This is a genomic window from Microbacterium sp. AZCO (assembly GCF_039614715.1).
In the GTDB taxonomy this organism is placed as follows: Bacteria; Actinomycetota; Actinomycetes; order Actinomycetales; family Microbacteriaceae; genus Microbacterium.
Genome location: NZ_CP154857.1, coordinates 3,230,187 through 3,244,978 on the forward strand (window position 1 = coordinate 3,230,187; position 14,792 = coordinate 3,244,978).

Annotated in this window: 11 protein-coding genes; 2 read left to right on the plus strand and 9 right to left on the minus strand. The window is 71.5% G+C overall.

Translation table 11 applies throughout. The features are described 5' to 3' along the window. Positions 1–167: 167 nt before the first annotated feature. Complete coding sequence (locus AAIB33_RS14745; RefSeq protein ID WP_345800717.1) at positions 168–4,661, plus strand: hypothetical protein; 4,494 nt, start codon at positions 168–170, stop codon at positions 4,659–4,661. A gap of 1 nt (position 4,662) precedes the next feature. Here the strand turns inward: AAIB33_RS14745 and AAIB33_RS14750 are convergent, their stop codons facing one another. The 8 genes from AAIB33_RS14750 to AAIB33_RS14785 form a co-directional block, all read right to left on the minus strand. After that, positions 4,663–5,751, minus strand: a complete 1,089-nt coding sequence (locus tag AAIB33_RS14750) for a hypothetical protein (protein ID WP_345800718.1) — start codon at positions 5,749–5,751, stop codon at positions 4,663–4,665. Between the two features lie 20 nt (positions 5,752–5,771). After that, on the minus strand, positions 5,772–7,643 hold the full coding sequence (locus AAIB33_RS14755) for a substrate-binding and VWA domain-containing protein (RefSeq protein WP_345800719.1): 1,872 nt from the start codon (positions 7,641–7,643) through the stop codon (positions 5,772–5,774). A gap of 58 nt (positions 7,644–7,701) precedes the next feature. After that, a complete protein-coding gene (locus AAIB33_RS14760; protein WP_345800720.1) occupies positions 7,702–8,070 on the minus strand; it encodes a DUF4870 domain-containing protein in 369 nt (122 codons plus the stop codon). Between the two features lie 65 nt (positions 8,071–8,135). After that, on the minus strand, positions 8,136–9,461 hold the full coding sequence (locus AAIB33_RS14765) for an alpha-hydroxy-acid oxidizing protein (RefSeq protein ID WP_345800721.1): 1,326 nt from the start codon (positions 9,459–9,461) through the stop codon (positions 8,136–8,138). Between the two features lie 31 nt (positions 9,462–9,492). Further along, positions 9,493–10,359, minus strand: a complete 867-nt coding sequence (locus tag AAIB33_RS14770; RefSeq protein WP_345800722.1) for a hypothetical protein — start codon at positions 10,357–10,359, stop codon at positions 9,493–9,495. Beyond that, a complete protein-coding gene (menC, locus tag AAIB33_RS14775) occupies positions 10,359–11,492 on the minus strand; it encodes an o-succinylbenzoate synthase (protein WP_345800723.1) in 1,134 nt (377 codons plus the stop codon). Before menC ends, AAIB33_RS14770 begins: the two co-directional genes overlap by 1 nt. Before the next feature lie 76 nt (positions 11,493–11,568). Then, positions 11,569–12,342 (minus strand): isocitrate lyase/phosphoenolpyruvate mutase family protein, encoded by a 774-nt coding sequence (locus AAIB33_RS14780; protein ID WP_345800724.1) that lies wholly within the window; start codon positions 12,340–12,342, stop codon positions 11,569–11,571. A gap of 74 nt (positions 12,343–12,416) precedes the next feature. Beyond that, the gene (locus AAIB33_RS14785; protein WP_345800725.1) at positions 12,417–12,812 is read right to left on the minus strand and encodes a hypothetical protein; all 396 of its coding nucleotides are present in this window, start codon (positions 12,810–12,812) and stop codon (positions 12,417–12,419) included. A gap of 179 nt (positions 12,813–12,991) precedes the next feature. Between AAIB33_RS14785 and AAIB33_RS14790 the strand changes: the two genes are divergently transcribed. Beyond that, positions 12,992–13,801, plus strand: a complete 810-nt coding sequence (locus tag AAIB33_RS14790; RefSeq protein ID WP_345800726.1) for an SDR family oxidoreductase — start codon at positions 12,992–12,994, stop codon at positions 13,799–13,801. A 3-nt stretch (positions 13,802–13,804) separates the two neighbouring features. Here the strand turns inward: AAIB33_RS14790 and AAIB33_RS14795 are convergent, their stop codons facing one another. After that, entirely contained in the window at positions 13,805–14,722 is a 918-nt protein-coding gene (locus AAIB33_RS14795) for a cyclase family protein (protein WP_345800727.1), read from the minus strand. Positions 14,723–14,792 lie beyond the last annotated feature (70 nt).

Consider the following 14,792-nt stretch of genomic DNA (forward strand, 5'->3'; position numbering starts at 1 on the left):
TAGTCGTCCGCGTTCCGTCGACCAGTGTTCGGAGCCCTCCGCACTCTGTTGCCGACCGCCGCTCGTGTGGTTGACTGCGCACAAGACCCGACGGCTCGAGTGTTCCGAGAAAGGCTGCCGTGACTCGCACTTCGCCCCGGGCTGCAGGGCGCACCCTCAGGATGGCAGTGGCGATCGCACTGGTGGTGAGCGGGCTCGGCGCGGTGGCGCTCCCCGCAGCAGCCGACCCACCCGTCGGCGGCTCGCCGGTGGTCGCCGAGACGTTCACCGGCTCCTCGGTGCCAGACCCCGCGTGGACGGTGCAAGGCGCGGCGTGTCTGACGGGCGCGCCGACGGGGGCGGCGCCGCCTGCCGGAGGCGCCCAGATCCCGTCCTGCCAGAACCATGCCGTCGGCCCTGTGCCGACAGCGGGCGTGACGCCCGGCTACCTTCAGCTCACCGATGCACAGGGCAATCAGGCGGGAAGTGCCCTCTACAACCGGCCGATCCCCGCCACCGCCGGCATCTCGGTCACGTTCGAGCAGTACCAGTACGGAGGGAACGGCGCCGACGGCATCGGGTTCTTCCTAGTGGACGGATCGACCTCGCTGACGGCGACGGGCGGCCTCGGAGGCAGCCTCGGATACGCGCAGCGCTTCGGCGAGCCGGGCGTGGTCGGCGGATACCTCGGCGTGGGTCTCGACGCCTACGGCAACTACTACGACGACGGGGAGAACCGCGGAGCCGGGTGCCCGGCCGGTCAGAGGTCGCCGACCACCGCGACGGGCGCCATCGCGCCGAATGTGATCACCCTGCGCGGGCCGGGCTCCGGGACGACCGGGTACTGCTGGCTCGACTCGACCGTGCCGAAGCCCATCACGAACCCGACGAAGCCGGGAACCAGCCTGAACGGAGGCTCAGGGACCCTCCGCGCGGCCAGCCTCTCCGCCTCCCTCCGCACTGTGAACGTGCAGGTGACCCCGGTCACCGGCGCGCAGCCGATTCCGCGGGTCATCGTGCAGGTTCAGTACACCCCCGGCGGCCCTTGGGTCACGGAGCTCGACATCCCTGCGCCGCAGTTCCCGCCCACGACGTACAAGCTGGGTTTCTCGGCATCCACCGGCGGCCAGAACGACGTGCACCTGATCCGCACCGTGGCGGTTCAGACGGTGCTTCCGCTGGACGAGCTGAACGTGGAGAAGCAGGTCGATCAGACCGGCGCTCCCCTGCCGGCCGTCATCACCGCCGGCACCGTGATCCCCTACCAGTACACCGTCACCAACAGCGGTGCCCCCGTCTCGGCGCTGTCGATCGCCGACGACCGGATCCCGAGCGGCATCGTCTGCCAGGCGACGGCGCTCACCACGGCGCCGGATCCGGGGTCCACGACAACCTGCCGAGGCAGCTACACCGTCACCGCCGCCGACGTCGCGGCAGGAACCGTGGTCAACACGGCGACGGCCAACGCGACCTCCTCGCTCGGCTCCCCGGTCACGACGGCTCCCGTGAGCGTCACGGTGCCACTCACCTCGTCGATCGCCCTCACCAAGAGCGTGCAGACGGCACCGCCGTATCGCGTCGGCCAGCAGGTGACCTACACCTACACGGTCACCAACACCGGCGACAGCGTGCTCCGAGGCCCCGTCATCACCGACAACCGCATCCCGGTCTCCGCGATCTCGTGCGCGAGCGGCGTCGTGGCGCCCGGCGGCAACGTCGTCTGCACCGGGCGCTACACCGTCGCGGCCGGTGACATCGGCGCGGACGGCCGCATCGTGAACACCGCCACGGTCGCAGCGCGCACGGCGATCGGCCAGCAGGTCACCTCGGCACCCGCCCAGGCTGCCATCCCCGTCGCGACCGACGTCGCCGTCACGAAGACGATCGACAACCCCGCGCCGCTCGTGGGCCAGAACGTGACGTTCACCGTCACGGCCACCGGCAACGGCCCGGCCACGGCGACCAACGTCGTGGTGACCGACGTCATCCCGACCGGCTCGAACGGTCCGGTCGTCTACGTCTCCTCGACGACGTCCGCGGGGACCGCCTACGATCCGGCGACCGGCCGATGGACGATTCCCTCCCTGCCGCCGGGGACGACCGTCAGACTCACGATCACGGTCACGGTGAACACCACGTCGCCGTACACGAACAGCGCCGCTCGGACGAGCACCGACCAGCCCGACCGCAACTCCTCGAACGACAGCGCGGCGGCCTCGATCAACCCCACAAGGCCCACGATGGACATCTCGGTCGCGAAGTCCGTCGATCGAAGGACGGTCCCTCTCGGCGGCTCGGCGATCTTCACGGTCGTCGCCACGAACAACGGTCCCTTCTCCGGCACCGGCGTGCTCGTCAGCGACCTCCTGCCGAGCGGCCTGACGTTCGACGCGGCGGCCTCGGGCGGCGACGGGACGTACGATCCGACGACGGGTGTGTGGAACATCGGAGCGCTGGCCGTCGGTCAGTCGGCCACGCGAAGGATCGCCGTCACCGCGAGCACGCTCGGCACCTACACCAACCTCGCAGCCCTCGCGGGCATACCGTCGCCCGCCGACATCAACTCCGCCAACAACGCCTCCTCGGCGAGCATCGAGGTCGTGCTGCCCACGTCGGATCTCGCGGTCGTGAAGGGCGCGTTCCCCAACTCGGCCGTCGTCGGCGAAGACGTCACGTACCAGCTCACCGCGAGCAATCTCGGGCCGGACGCAGCGAGCAACGTGACAGTCACCGACCTCTTCCCGCCGGGCATCACGGTCCTCAGCGCGACGGCGACCAGGGGAAACATCAGCGCCGACGGCACCACCTGGACGATCGGTTCACTCGGTGTCGGCGAGCAGGGCGTGACGGCGACGGTGACGGCGCGCATCGACGCCCCCGGCACGCAGGTGAACACGGCGACCATCGACTCGGCGCAGGTGATCGACCCGGACGAGTCGAACAACTCGTCGTCTGCGGCGGTGGTCTCGGGCGAGCCCGACCTCGACATCGCGGTGGGTAAGAGCGTCTCGGTCCCGTCCGGCGCCTCACCGAACGCCGTGCCCCTGGGCGAGGACGTCGTCTTCACCCTCACGGCCGCCAACGACGCGGGCGGTGTGGCGGCGACCGATCTGGTGGTGACAGACCAGCTTCCGGCCGGATTCACCTTCGTCTCCAGCGCGGGCGACGGCGCCTTCGACCCCGTGACAGGCAGCTGGACGATCCCGTCGGTCGCTGCAGGCGGTACGGCGCAGCGCACGATCACGGCGCGGGTGACCGCTCCTGGCAGCTACGTCAACATCGCGAGCCTGGCCTCTGTCACGCAGAACGACAGCAACCCGTCCAACAACAGCGGAAGCGCCACCGTGACCGCGGTCGTGCTCTCCAACGTGAGCATCTCCAAGTCGGTCGTGGTTCCGCCGGGGGCACGACCCGGCGATGTCGTGAGATACACCATCGCCGTGTCGAACGCCGGGCCCAACGACGCCACGGGCGTCGTGGCCCGGGATCCCCTTCTGGTCCCGGCGGTGATCGAGAACCTCACCGTCGACACGGGGACCTACGATCCCGCGTCCCGTGTGTGGAGCATCGGCGACCTCGCCGACGGCGCCACGGCGACGATGTTCGTCGACATCCGCCTGACCCGGATCGGCGTCACCCGCAACACCGTCGCGATCACCGGCATAGACCAATCCGACCCCGACCAGAACAACAACACAGCGGTGGCCGATCTCGTCATACCCGCCGCGGACATCGCACTGACGAAGACCGTCGACAAGCCCCAGGCGTACGTCGGCGACGCAGTGACCTTCACGGTCGGGGTGTGGAACTACGGCCCGAACCCCGCTGGTCCGGTGGTCGTCGACGACATGTTGCCCGTCGGGCTCACCTTCGTCTCGGCCAGCGCCTCGGCCGGTTCGTACGACCCCGCGACCGGAGAGTGGACACTCCCCGACCTCGCGCCCGCGAACCCGCCGGCGCCGGATCCGCAGGAGACGCTGACGATCGTCGCCAGGGTCGACGCCGAGGGCGTCCTGACGAATACGGCGTCGTCGGATCGGGCCGCGCCAGCGGTCTTCGATCCGGATCCGACGAACGACTCGGCCTCCGTCCCCGTGACGGCATCGGTGATGCCGGCTGAGCTCCATGTGACCAAGAGCGTCGATCCCGCCTCGGTGCAGGTGGGTGGGGCAGTGACGTACACGATCGGCGTGTCCAACTCGGGACCCGCCGATGCGGCGGACGTCGAGCTGCTGGACACATTCCCCGACGGTCTGACGCCGACGGGCACCTCGACCGCGGGGTGCGCCATCCTGGCGAGCACACTGAGCTGCGATCTCGGCACCCTCGGGGTGGGTGAGAGCGTCGACGTCGTCGTCACGGCCGTCGCGAGCACGACCGGTGAGATCGTCAACTCGGCCTCGGCCTCGTCGTCCACACCGCTCACCGCGGGATCCACGGTCACCGCCTCCGCGGTCATCACCGCCGTCAGCGCGCCCCAGCCCCCCGACGGGGGCACTCCCCCCGATGGGGGTGCTCCCTCCGGCGGCGGGGCTCCCCCCGGCGGCGGCTCGTCGCCCCTGCCGGCGACGGGTGGGGGCGGTGCGGGGCAGGCGCCTCTCGTCGCGGTGCTGCTGGTGGCGTCGGGCCTGCTGCTGGCGGGCTGGCGCCGTCACCGGCGTTCCGACCGCGCCCCCCTCTGATCTAGCGGATCGAATCCCGGTCGGCGTCGTCCGTGCCGTCGTCCGAGGCCTGGTCGAAGGCGCGGTCCCAGTCCTGCAGCTCCTTGCGGCGGCCGATGAGACCATCGAGCGAGACCTGGAAGTGCAGGCCGCGACGCGCGTTGACCTGCTTGATGTTCTCGACGAGCTCCTCCGAGACGCCGGTCAGCGCTCCCTCGACCTCGCGCACGCGGTCGTCGGGGTCGTCCCACAGGTGCGGGTGGGTCAGGATGTCGAGCAGGTAGTCGCGGTTGAGCGCGGCCGTGAGCTTGCGGAGCTTGTCGTCGTACTCGACCGACGCGACGTAGACCTGGTCGTCGGCGCTGCGCTTGTCGAGGCGCGCGAAGAGCTCGGAGACGTTGTCGGCGAGCACCGCGATCTCCTGCGAGGTGCGGGCGGCGGTCTCGTTTCCGGATGCCCCGACCGCCGCGTACTCGCCCACGAGGCCGCGGAGTGCGGCGACCTGGGTGTCGACGCCTTCGGGCAGCGTGCGGGGCTCGTCGCGGTCTCCTCGACGCCGCCGGACGACCGCGATGACGGCGATCCCTGCGCCCAGAAGCGCCGCGACGGCGAGCGCAAGACCCACGACGAGCCCGCCGTCGACGCCGCCGCCGCTCGCCTCGGCCGGGGTGGCAGCGACGATCTGCTGCACCGTCTGGGAGAGCGCGTCGTCGACCGACGCGGGGTGGGCCTGCTCCGCCTCGTTGGCGATGCGCAGCGCCTCGCCCTTGCCGAGCGCGCTGGAGCCCGCGGCGACATCGTTGCCGACGGCGACGACGATCGTCTCGTACTGGCCGTTCGTCCGGTCGGCGAGGGCCCGCACCATCGCGTTGGCGTCCGCCTCGGTCGAGGCGATGTCGGGCAGCACCGCGACCGCGATCGAGGCATCCCCGATCTCCTGACTGAGCTCACCGGCGAGCTGCGCCGCCCCGTCCACCTCACCGGACACGTACACGTTGCTCGTGGAGAGGCCGTCGGCGGCGTCGTCGATGAAGGGCCCGCCCGGCCCGGCGGCGGGGACGCCGAGGGCGAGCGCACCGGTCACGAGCAGGGCGGCGAAGAAGGATGGCACCTGGGTCGTCCTCCCCGCGACTAGAAGTTGTTGATGACCGAGGCGAAGACGAGGTCGATCTTCGCGGGATCCGACGCGTCGAACCACTGGCCGCCGGTCGCCTCCGCGATGCGCTGCAGAGCGGTGGTGTCGGCACCTTCACCGTACGCGATGGGGAAGATGCGCACGGGCGCCGCATCGCCGCCCTCGCGGGAGGCCTTGCCGATCTTCGTGATGAGCGAGTCGAGCGACATCTGGGAGTCGGTGTCCTGCCCGTCCGACAGCACGACGATCGCGTTGATGCGGCCCGGCTCGGCGCGCTGCTTCATCTCGTCGTAGGCCGCGGCGATCGCATCGTAGAGCGGGGTGCCCTGACGGTTGGAGAACCGCAGGTCGTCGAGCGACGACTGCAGGCTCTCGAGGTCGGACCCGAGCGGCGCGATGTCGCGCAGGGTCGCGATATTGCCGCCGGGCCCCGAATCCAGGCCCGTCGTGAAGGCCCATACGCCCACCTCGTCGGAGCGGCGGAAATGGCCGAGGGTCGTCTGGGCGCCCTCGATGGCGCCGTCGAGCTTGGAGCGGCCGTCGCCGATCGGCTCGTCCATCGAGCCGGAGATGTCGATGACCTCGAGCACCGACGAGGGCTTGCGGATCTGCGTCCACTGGTCGATCGCCGCCGAGACCACGTCGACGTCGGGCTTGGGCAGCGACACGGCCGGCTGGGCGGGGTCGACACCGTACTTCTCCGTGAAGAGCTTCCCGAGCGGCACGGAGTCGTCGAGGGGGCGGAAGCCATAGTCGGGCAGGATCTTCTGCGCCGCCTCGGTCTTGAGGAACGCGGCGAAGGCGAGGCCGGCCTCACGCTGCGCGTCGGTCACCCAGTCGGCGCCGAGCACGGTGATGGGGTTGTCCGACCACATCGATCCGCCGGCGGGGTAGATCGCGACGAGCTTCTCCTTGGGCGCCGTGAGCTTCTCGCCGGGCTGCACCGTGTGCGAGTCGGGGTTGCCCTGGTTGTAGTTGAGGAGGGAGGTCTCCTCGATCGCGATCGCCGAGACGTAGCCGGAGCCGTTCGACCCCTTCTGCGTCTGGTCGTAGAGGCGCTTGAGCACCTTGCCGGTCGTGTCGCCGTAGTGGATGACGCACTCCTCGAAGAGGCGCGAGAAATCCGCCGCGGCCGCGACGTCGTCGGTCGTGAGGTCGGCGCTCTTGCCGGACGCCTCGTAGGACTGCATGAGGATCGCCGACAGTCCCGTCGTCGAGGTGTTGGGGTTCGTCTTCGAGATCTTGAACGAGCCCCACAGCGACTTGCCGACGCTCCCCCATCCCGCCGGGTCGGCGCAGAGATTCGCGAAGTCGGAGATGCCGATCTCAGCCGACGGCCAGCCGAGCGCCTTCGCCATCGTCTCGGGCACCCCGAAGACCACGGGGGTGTGCGTGAACGACTCGGGCTCGCCGACGAGAGAGGGGGATGCCGCGGCCGCGACGCGATCGGTCCACACCGTCGACGCGGGCGACCAGAGCGTCGGCCAGCGCCGCGTGTTCTCGTCGGGCCAGTCCTCGCCGCTCGTGAGGTAGCGGGTCGCGTCGCCCGACGAGACGTTGATGGGATGCACCGTGGCGCACGTGTCGAGCGCCTTGTGCTGCGGCGACTCCTTGAAGGCGTCGGCCAGCGCGTCGAGCATGTTGACCTTCTCCGACGACGTCGCCACGACGACGTTCGTGCAGCCGTCGTCGGCGAAGTCGCCGCCGTCGTCGGCCTGCTGCGGCGCGTCGGAGCCGAAGCATCCCGTCAGCACGATGAGAGCCGTCACGGCGAGCGCCGACACTCCCCCGATCCGCGCGGAGACGCCGCGTCTCGGAGAGGGCGAGGGATCTGAACCGGCGAGGGTGCGCCGTGTGCCGGCCATCATGGGGACAGCATAGAGCGCGCGATACACGACCGCATCGCGCGCTCGGCAGCCTGATCGCTCAGCGGACGAACGGGATGGTCAGGGGGTAGGTGTACCACTGCCCGGAACCGGCTTTCACGGCCGCGACGATCGGGAAGACGATCGCCAGGATGCCGGCGGCGATGAGGATCGGGATGCCGATGAGCACGATCGACAGGATGCCGCCCACGATCCACACGATGAGCAGCGTCAGCTGGAAGTTGAGCGCCGTCGCCGTGTGGGCGCGCACGAAAGGACCGCGATCCTTGAGGACGAGGTAGCCGATGAGCGCGGGGACGAAGCTGAAGAAGAGGCCTCCCAGATTCACGAGCACCGCCCACAGCTTCTCGTCGGCGGGGTTCATGGGGGCGGGTGCGCCGCCGTACGGCTGAGGGTTCGGGTAGGTCATGGCACCAGAGTAAAGGGACTGCGGCGGGCCCACCCGGGGGTCATCCCCAGTCTTCGCGTGGGTTATCAGACGCGCCGGAGGGCGTCAGCCCCGAGCTCAGCGATCGAGGTGTGCCCCGCGAGGCCGAGCGTGATGTCGAGCTCGGCGAGGATGTTGCGCACCACCTCGCGCACCCCCGCCTCCCCCGCGATCGCGAGGCCGTAGGAGTACGGCCGTCCGATGGCGACGGCGGTGGCGCCGAGGGCGAGCGCGATGACGGCATCCGCTCCCCCGCGCACGCCGGAGTCGAAGACGACCGGCACGCGTCCGGCGACCCGCTCGACGACGTCGGGCAGGGCGTCGAGCGTCGGCACGGACCGGTCGATCTGGCGGCCGCCGTGATTGGAGACCCATACGCCGTCGACGCCGGCGTCGAGCGCGCGCGACGCGTCGTCGGGATGCACGATGCCCTTCAGGAGGATCGGCAGGCTCGTCCACTCGCGCGCCTTCCCGAGGTCGCTCCACGTGAGCGCGGGCGTCGAGAACACGTCGAGGAACGTCTCGACGGCGGCCCGCGGCAGCGGCGAGCGGAGGCTCGCCCGCAGGCCCTCGCCGGTGACCGCCGCACCCTTGCGCGCGATGGAGAGCCCGGCCGCGACGGTCTTTCGGGTCAGCCTCACGCGCTCGCTCCCCGCGCCGACCGTGGAGCTGGTCAGACGCTGCCGCACGAGATCGAGGAAGACCGGGTCGCTCGTGTACTGCGCGATGCCGAGGCCGCGCGTGAACGGCAGGTAAGCGAGGTCGAGGTCGCGCGTGCGCCAGCCGAGCAGGTGCGTGTCGAGCGTGACGACGACCGCTTCGCAGCCGGATGTCTCGGCCCGCCGCAGCAGCGACGCGTTGAGCTCGTCGGACGCCGACCAGTAGAGCTGGAACAACCGCGAGCCGTCGGGGGCGGCATCCCGGATCGTCTCCAGGGGGAAGGAGGCCTGATTCGACAGCGTGAAGGGGACACCGAGGGATGCCGCGGCCCGCGCGACCGCGAGGTCGGCCTCCGCGTGCGCCATCTCCATGACGCCGAGCGGTGCGAGGACGAGCGGCGTGGGCCGGCGTCGACCGAGGAAGTCGATCGAGAGGTCGCGCTCGGACACGTCGCGGAGCGGGCGCGGCCACACCTGCCACCGCTCGAACGCCTCACGGTTGGCGGCCATCGTGCGCTCGGCGCCGGCGCCGCCCGCGATGTAGGCGAAGGCCTCGGCGCTGAGCGCGCGACGCGCGGCCTTCTCGAGGCCCGCAGCGTCGACCGGCACGCGAGGCCGGGCGCCGCTGATGCCAGCGCGATAGATGTCGGACTGGGTGCGGCGGGAGATCCCGCGCGCGGCCGCGGCGGGGTCGTCCGGAGCGACGATGCTCATGCCGCCAGCCTATGGTCGCCCCGCGGCGAGGTCAGGACCCGAACCCGCACCACGCGCCCACCCACGTGAGGATCGCGCCGCGCATGTCCTCGCTCGCGGCGAGCTCGATCTGGCCCGGTGCGCCGTCGACGTCGACGTCGAGGGTGAAGACGGTGCCGCGTTTGTCCTCCTGCACGGCGTGCGGGTCGCAGCGCAGCGGCTCGATCGGCACGTGGACCTCGACGGTGTCGGTGTCGCCCTCCGCGATCGCGACGCCGAGCGGGAACGTCTCGACGTCGTCGCCCGCGAACGTCAGCAGGTTCGTCGCGTGCATCGCATCGAGCGCGGCGGATGCCTTGCCGGTCGGCACGACCGTGAGTGTCAGGTCGGCCGGCTCGCCCGGGGGCGAGGGGGTGAAGGACGAGAAGGAGACGTCGGCGGCGGCGGCGAGCGCGGCGGCGCGGCACTCCCGCTCGTGGAGCGCCGGCACGAACGACAGCGTGTCGGGGAGGTCGGCCGACGCCGTCCCGGAGCCGTCCTCGAGCGACCAGTCGAACGTCACGGTCGCCGGCGCGTCGTCGGGCGCGGGGCACGCGGCGGGTGGGAGCTGGATCGTGATCGCGACGCTCGTGCCCGGCTGGATGCGGCTGTCCCGATGATGCACGCGCTCGGCCTGCTCGGCGAAGCGCGGATCGTCGACGTGCAGCTCGCCGACCGTCAGCACGGACCCCGTGCCGTTCGTCACCATGACCTGCGCCTGCCGGCCGGCGACGTCGGATCGCAGCTGCTCGAGCGCGACCGTCACGCCCGCGGGAGCCGCGGTCGAGGACGGCGTCGCGGGCGTGGCATCCAGGGGACTCGTGCACGACGTGAGCAGGAGGGCGAGTGACGCGGCGGCGAGGACGGAGGCCGCGCGCATCAGGCCCTCACGACGGTCCGCTCGACCGTGAACTCCTCGAGGGCGCTGTGGTCGATCTCGACGCCCAGGCCGGGATCGGTCGGCACGCGGACGTGGCCGTCCTCCAGCACGGCGGGCTCGGTGACGATGTCGCGGTGATAGAACCGGCTCGACGCCGAGACGTCGCCGGGCAGCGTGAAGCCCGGCAGGGCGGCGAGCGCGGCGTTCGCGGCGCGGCCGATGCCCGTCTCGAGCATCCCGCCGCACCAGACCGGCACCCCGGCATCCCGGCACAGATCGTGGATGCGGACGGCTTCGAGGTAGCCGCCGACCCGCCCGGCCTTGATGTTGACGATGGATGCCGACCCCAGCGCGAGCGCGTCGGTCGCCGCTTTCCGCGACACGATCGACTCGTCGAGGCAGACGGGAGTCGTGAGGTGCCGTGCGAGCGTCGCGTGGTCGACGATGTCGTCCTCCTGCAGCGGCTGCTCGATGAGCAGGAGCTCGAAGCGGTCGAGCTCGGCGAGGGTGTCGATGTCGGCGAGCGTGTACGCCGAATTGGCGTCGACCTGCAGCGGGATGCCGCCGAACGCATCGCGCACGGCGGCGGTGTCGGCGACGTCGCGTCCGGGCTTGATCTTGATCTTGATGCGGACGTAGCCCTCGTCGAGGTACCCCCGGACCGTCTCGACGAGCGCGTCGGGATCGCGCTGGATGCCGACGCTCACGCCGCTTGGGACGCGGTCCACAACGGCGCCGAAGTACTCGCCGAGCGACCGCGCCTCGGCGCGCAGCGCGGCGTCGAGCACGGCCAGCTCGAGGCCCGCCTTCGCCATGCGGTGACCGACGAAGGGCTCGAGGAGGCTCGTGATCTCCTCCGGTGCGACCGTGCGACGACTCAGGAGCGCGGGGGCGAGGAAGCGGGTCGCGACGTCCCACGCGCCCTGCGTGTACTCGCTCGAGTACAGCGGCTCGGCCTGCGTGACGATCTCGCCCCAGCCGTCGTCGCCGTCGGTGAGCGCCCGCACGACGATCACCTCACGCACACTCTCGGTGCCGAAGGACGTCGTGAAGGGCGACACGAGCGGCACGTGCAGCACGCGCAGCTCGAAGCCGTGGAGGGCGATGGATGCCGCGGGCCGGGCGATGGGCATGCGCTCAGGCTACGCCCCGCCCCGGAACCCGGTCGCTGAGCTTGTCGAAGCGTCGAACGCCCAGCCCGCGAGCAGCTCAGTTGAGCGGGCGGGTGCCCTCCGGGATGCCGCCTCCCGCGTGCACGTCGCGCACGAGGTCCTGCAGGGCCGTCAGGGCGACGCGCTGCGGGAGCGGTCCGAACGAGACCCGCGCGACGCCGAGCTCCTCGAGCTGCGCGAGAGGCAGCGAGCCCGGGATGCCGATCACCGAGAGCTTGCGCGGGCCGAAGGCGTCGACGAGCGTGCGCACCTGCGCCTCGTCGAGCCGGCCCGGCACGAACACGACGGGCGCGCCCGCCGCGAGGTAGGCCTGCCCGCGGCTGATCGCATCCTCGAGGTTCTGCTCGGGCGTGCGGTCGGCACCGCGCACGAACGCGTCGGTGCGCGCGTTGAGCACGAACCGGATGCCCTCCGCCTCGCCGGCGGCGAGCGCCGCCTCGACACCCCGCACGGCCTCGTCGAGCGGCTTGAGCTGGTCCTCGATGTTCGCCCCGACGACGCCGACGCCGATCGCGCGGCGGATTGTCTCGCCGACGTCGCCGTACCCCGCCTCGAGGTCGGCGGAGACCGGCAGGTCGGTGGCGCGGACGATGCGGTCGATCGCGTCGAGGTGCAGGTCGAGCGGGATGTTCTCGCCGTCCTCGTAGCCGTGGCTCGCCGCGATCGAGTGGCTGGCCGTGGCGAGCGCCGTGGTGCCGGGCTCGGCGGCGACCACTTTCGCCGAGATCGGATCCCACACGTTCACGACGGTGAGCAGTGCGGGGTCTTCGTGCAGCGCCAGCAGGCGGTCGGCCTTCTCGTGGAGTGTCATGCTCCGAGTCAACACCGGTCGGGCTCCCCGTCATTCCTCCGGGCGCAGGGTCCGCGGGCGACCGCGTGGACCGGTCAGCCGAAAGGCGATGTCGTGGCCTCGCCGGGCCGCCGCATCCGCAGCTCGGCCGGCGCCGGCCAGGTCAGCTCGAACCGTCCGACCGGCGCGTCGATCGCGCCGAAGTCGTCGGTCTGCACGACGACGCGCCCTGCCTCCCGGCCCCGCGCGGGCGTCACCTCGACGAGCTTGACGCGCAGAGGTGCGGCATCCCCCCTCTCCAGCATCCACAGCTCGGCGAGCCACGAGAGTCCGCCGGTCTCCAGGGCCTCTTCCGCCTCGAGCCAGTCGACGGCGGTGGATGCTTCGCGCCCGAGCAGGTCGACCGCGACCCAGTCCTCGCCCTCGGGGCGGATCCAGCCGAGCAGCTCGCCGTCGTCGCGGCGGTGGGGAGTCCAGTCGGCGGGCAGCATCCCGTCACGCTACCGCGGCGGGGTCCGCACCGATGGGAGGAGATGACAGACCCGGAGGTGCTGCGCCGCAAGAGGCATCCTCCCGAGCTGTCATCTCCTCCGCAGGCGCTCGCTAACCGATCGCACGCGATGTGTAAACCCCGGGGCAGCGGCGGCCGCGCGCCTCTAGCGTCGCCGACATGACCAAGACGCAGGAGTTCTTCCCCCGACACGCCATCGTGACCGCCTCCGACTCGGGCATCGGCCAGGCGACCGCCTGGGCGCTCGCCGACGCGGGGCTCGACGTCGGCATCACGTGGCACTCAGACGAGGAGGGCGCGCAGCGCACCGCCGACGGTGTCCGCGAGCGCGGGCGGCACGCCTTCCTCGCCCGGTTCGACGCGACGCAGCTGGAGCGCGTGCCGCGCGTGATCGAAGACCTCGCCGGTGAGCTCGGCGGCCTCGACGTGTTCGTCAACAACGCCGGCGGCGGATCCGGCGGGCCGGTGCTCGACGTGTCGATCGACGACTGGCGCCAGGTCGTCGGCCTGAATCTCGACGGCGCGTTCGCCGGCATGCAGACCGCCGCGCGGCTCATGGTCGACGCCGACGCGGGCGGCCGGATCGTGGCCGTGACGAGCGTGCACGAGCATCAGCCGCGGGTGACATCGGCGGCGTACGTCGCCGCCAAGCACGGTCTGGGCGGACTCGTGAAGACGATGGCTCAGGAGCTCGGCGAGCACGGCATCACGGTCAACGCCGTCGCGCCGGGCGAGATCGCGACTCCTCTCACCGATCAGGATGCCGAGGACGCCGAGCACACGCACCGCCCCGGCGTGCCGCTCGGCCGGCCCGGGAAGCCCGAGGAGATCGCCGCCGTCATCGCCTTCCTCGCGTCGCCCGCGGCGAGCTACGTCACGGGCGCGAGCTGGGCGGTCGACGGCGGGATGCTGCAGATGGGCCCGCAGGCGGGCTCGCACCTCACCAGCGACGACTGGCGCAAGGGCTGAGGCTCAGGCGGGAACCTCCGCGAACGCGCGGACGGGGAACGTGCCGAAGCCCTCGACGGCGGGCGGCGCGGCCGTGAAGCGCGCACCGCTCGGCGGCAGCGCGCCGAGGTTGGTCAGGTGCTCGACGACGTGGATGCCGGCATCCAGCAGTAGCGAGTGAGCCGGCCGCTCGCCGCCCGACTCCGTGTCGTCGATGTTGAGGGCGTCGATCCCGACGAGCACGACGCCGGCGTCGATGAGGTGGCGCGTCCCCTCCTCCGTGAGGAAGGGGGAGCCCGATCCGTACTCGGGCTGCCCGAACCAGCGGTCCCAGCCGGTGTGCAGCAGCACGGCCGCGCCGCGCACATCGCGGTCCGCGAGCGTCTCGGCGCGGATGCCGCGGCGGTCCGGCGTCCAGGCATCCTCGAGGTGGAAGACCTCGGCGCGCAGCCCGACGAGGGTCGAGAGGTCGAGCCCGGCGAGGTCGGGGCCCTCCGCGTAGCGGTGGAACGGAGAGTCGAGGTAGGTGCCCGTGTTGCCGATCATGTGGATGACGTCCATCGCGAACTCCGTGCCGGGCGCGTAGCGCGCGCGGGAGTCCTCGCGCGTGAGGTGGGGCGTGATCGTCGGCGCGGGCAGACCGGGGTAGGTCACGAGCCCGGCCCGGATGGGGTGGCTCAGGTCCACGATGCGGGTGCCGGCCGCGGCATCCCGAATCAGGTCCACACCTCGACTGCCGCGGTGCGGCTCCTCGACGATGCGCAGGCCGCGCAGCTCGACGGTGTCGACGAGCGCGAGGCCGAGGTGCTGCACGAGCAGACGGCCGATCGCGTCGGCGTCGAGCTCGCTCGAGGGCAGGTCGAGCCGGAACCCGGTGCCGGCGAGCTCGCCCCCGTTCGCGAACGAGAGCTGGAAGTCGAAGTGGGCGCGGTAGTCGGGCATGCGCCCGAGCCTAGGGGCGAGGGATGCCGCGCCCTCGCCCGCGTCGGAGAATCGCACCGTCGTCGGAGCT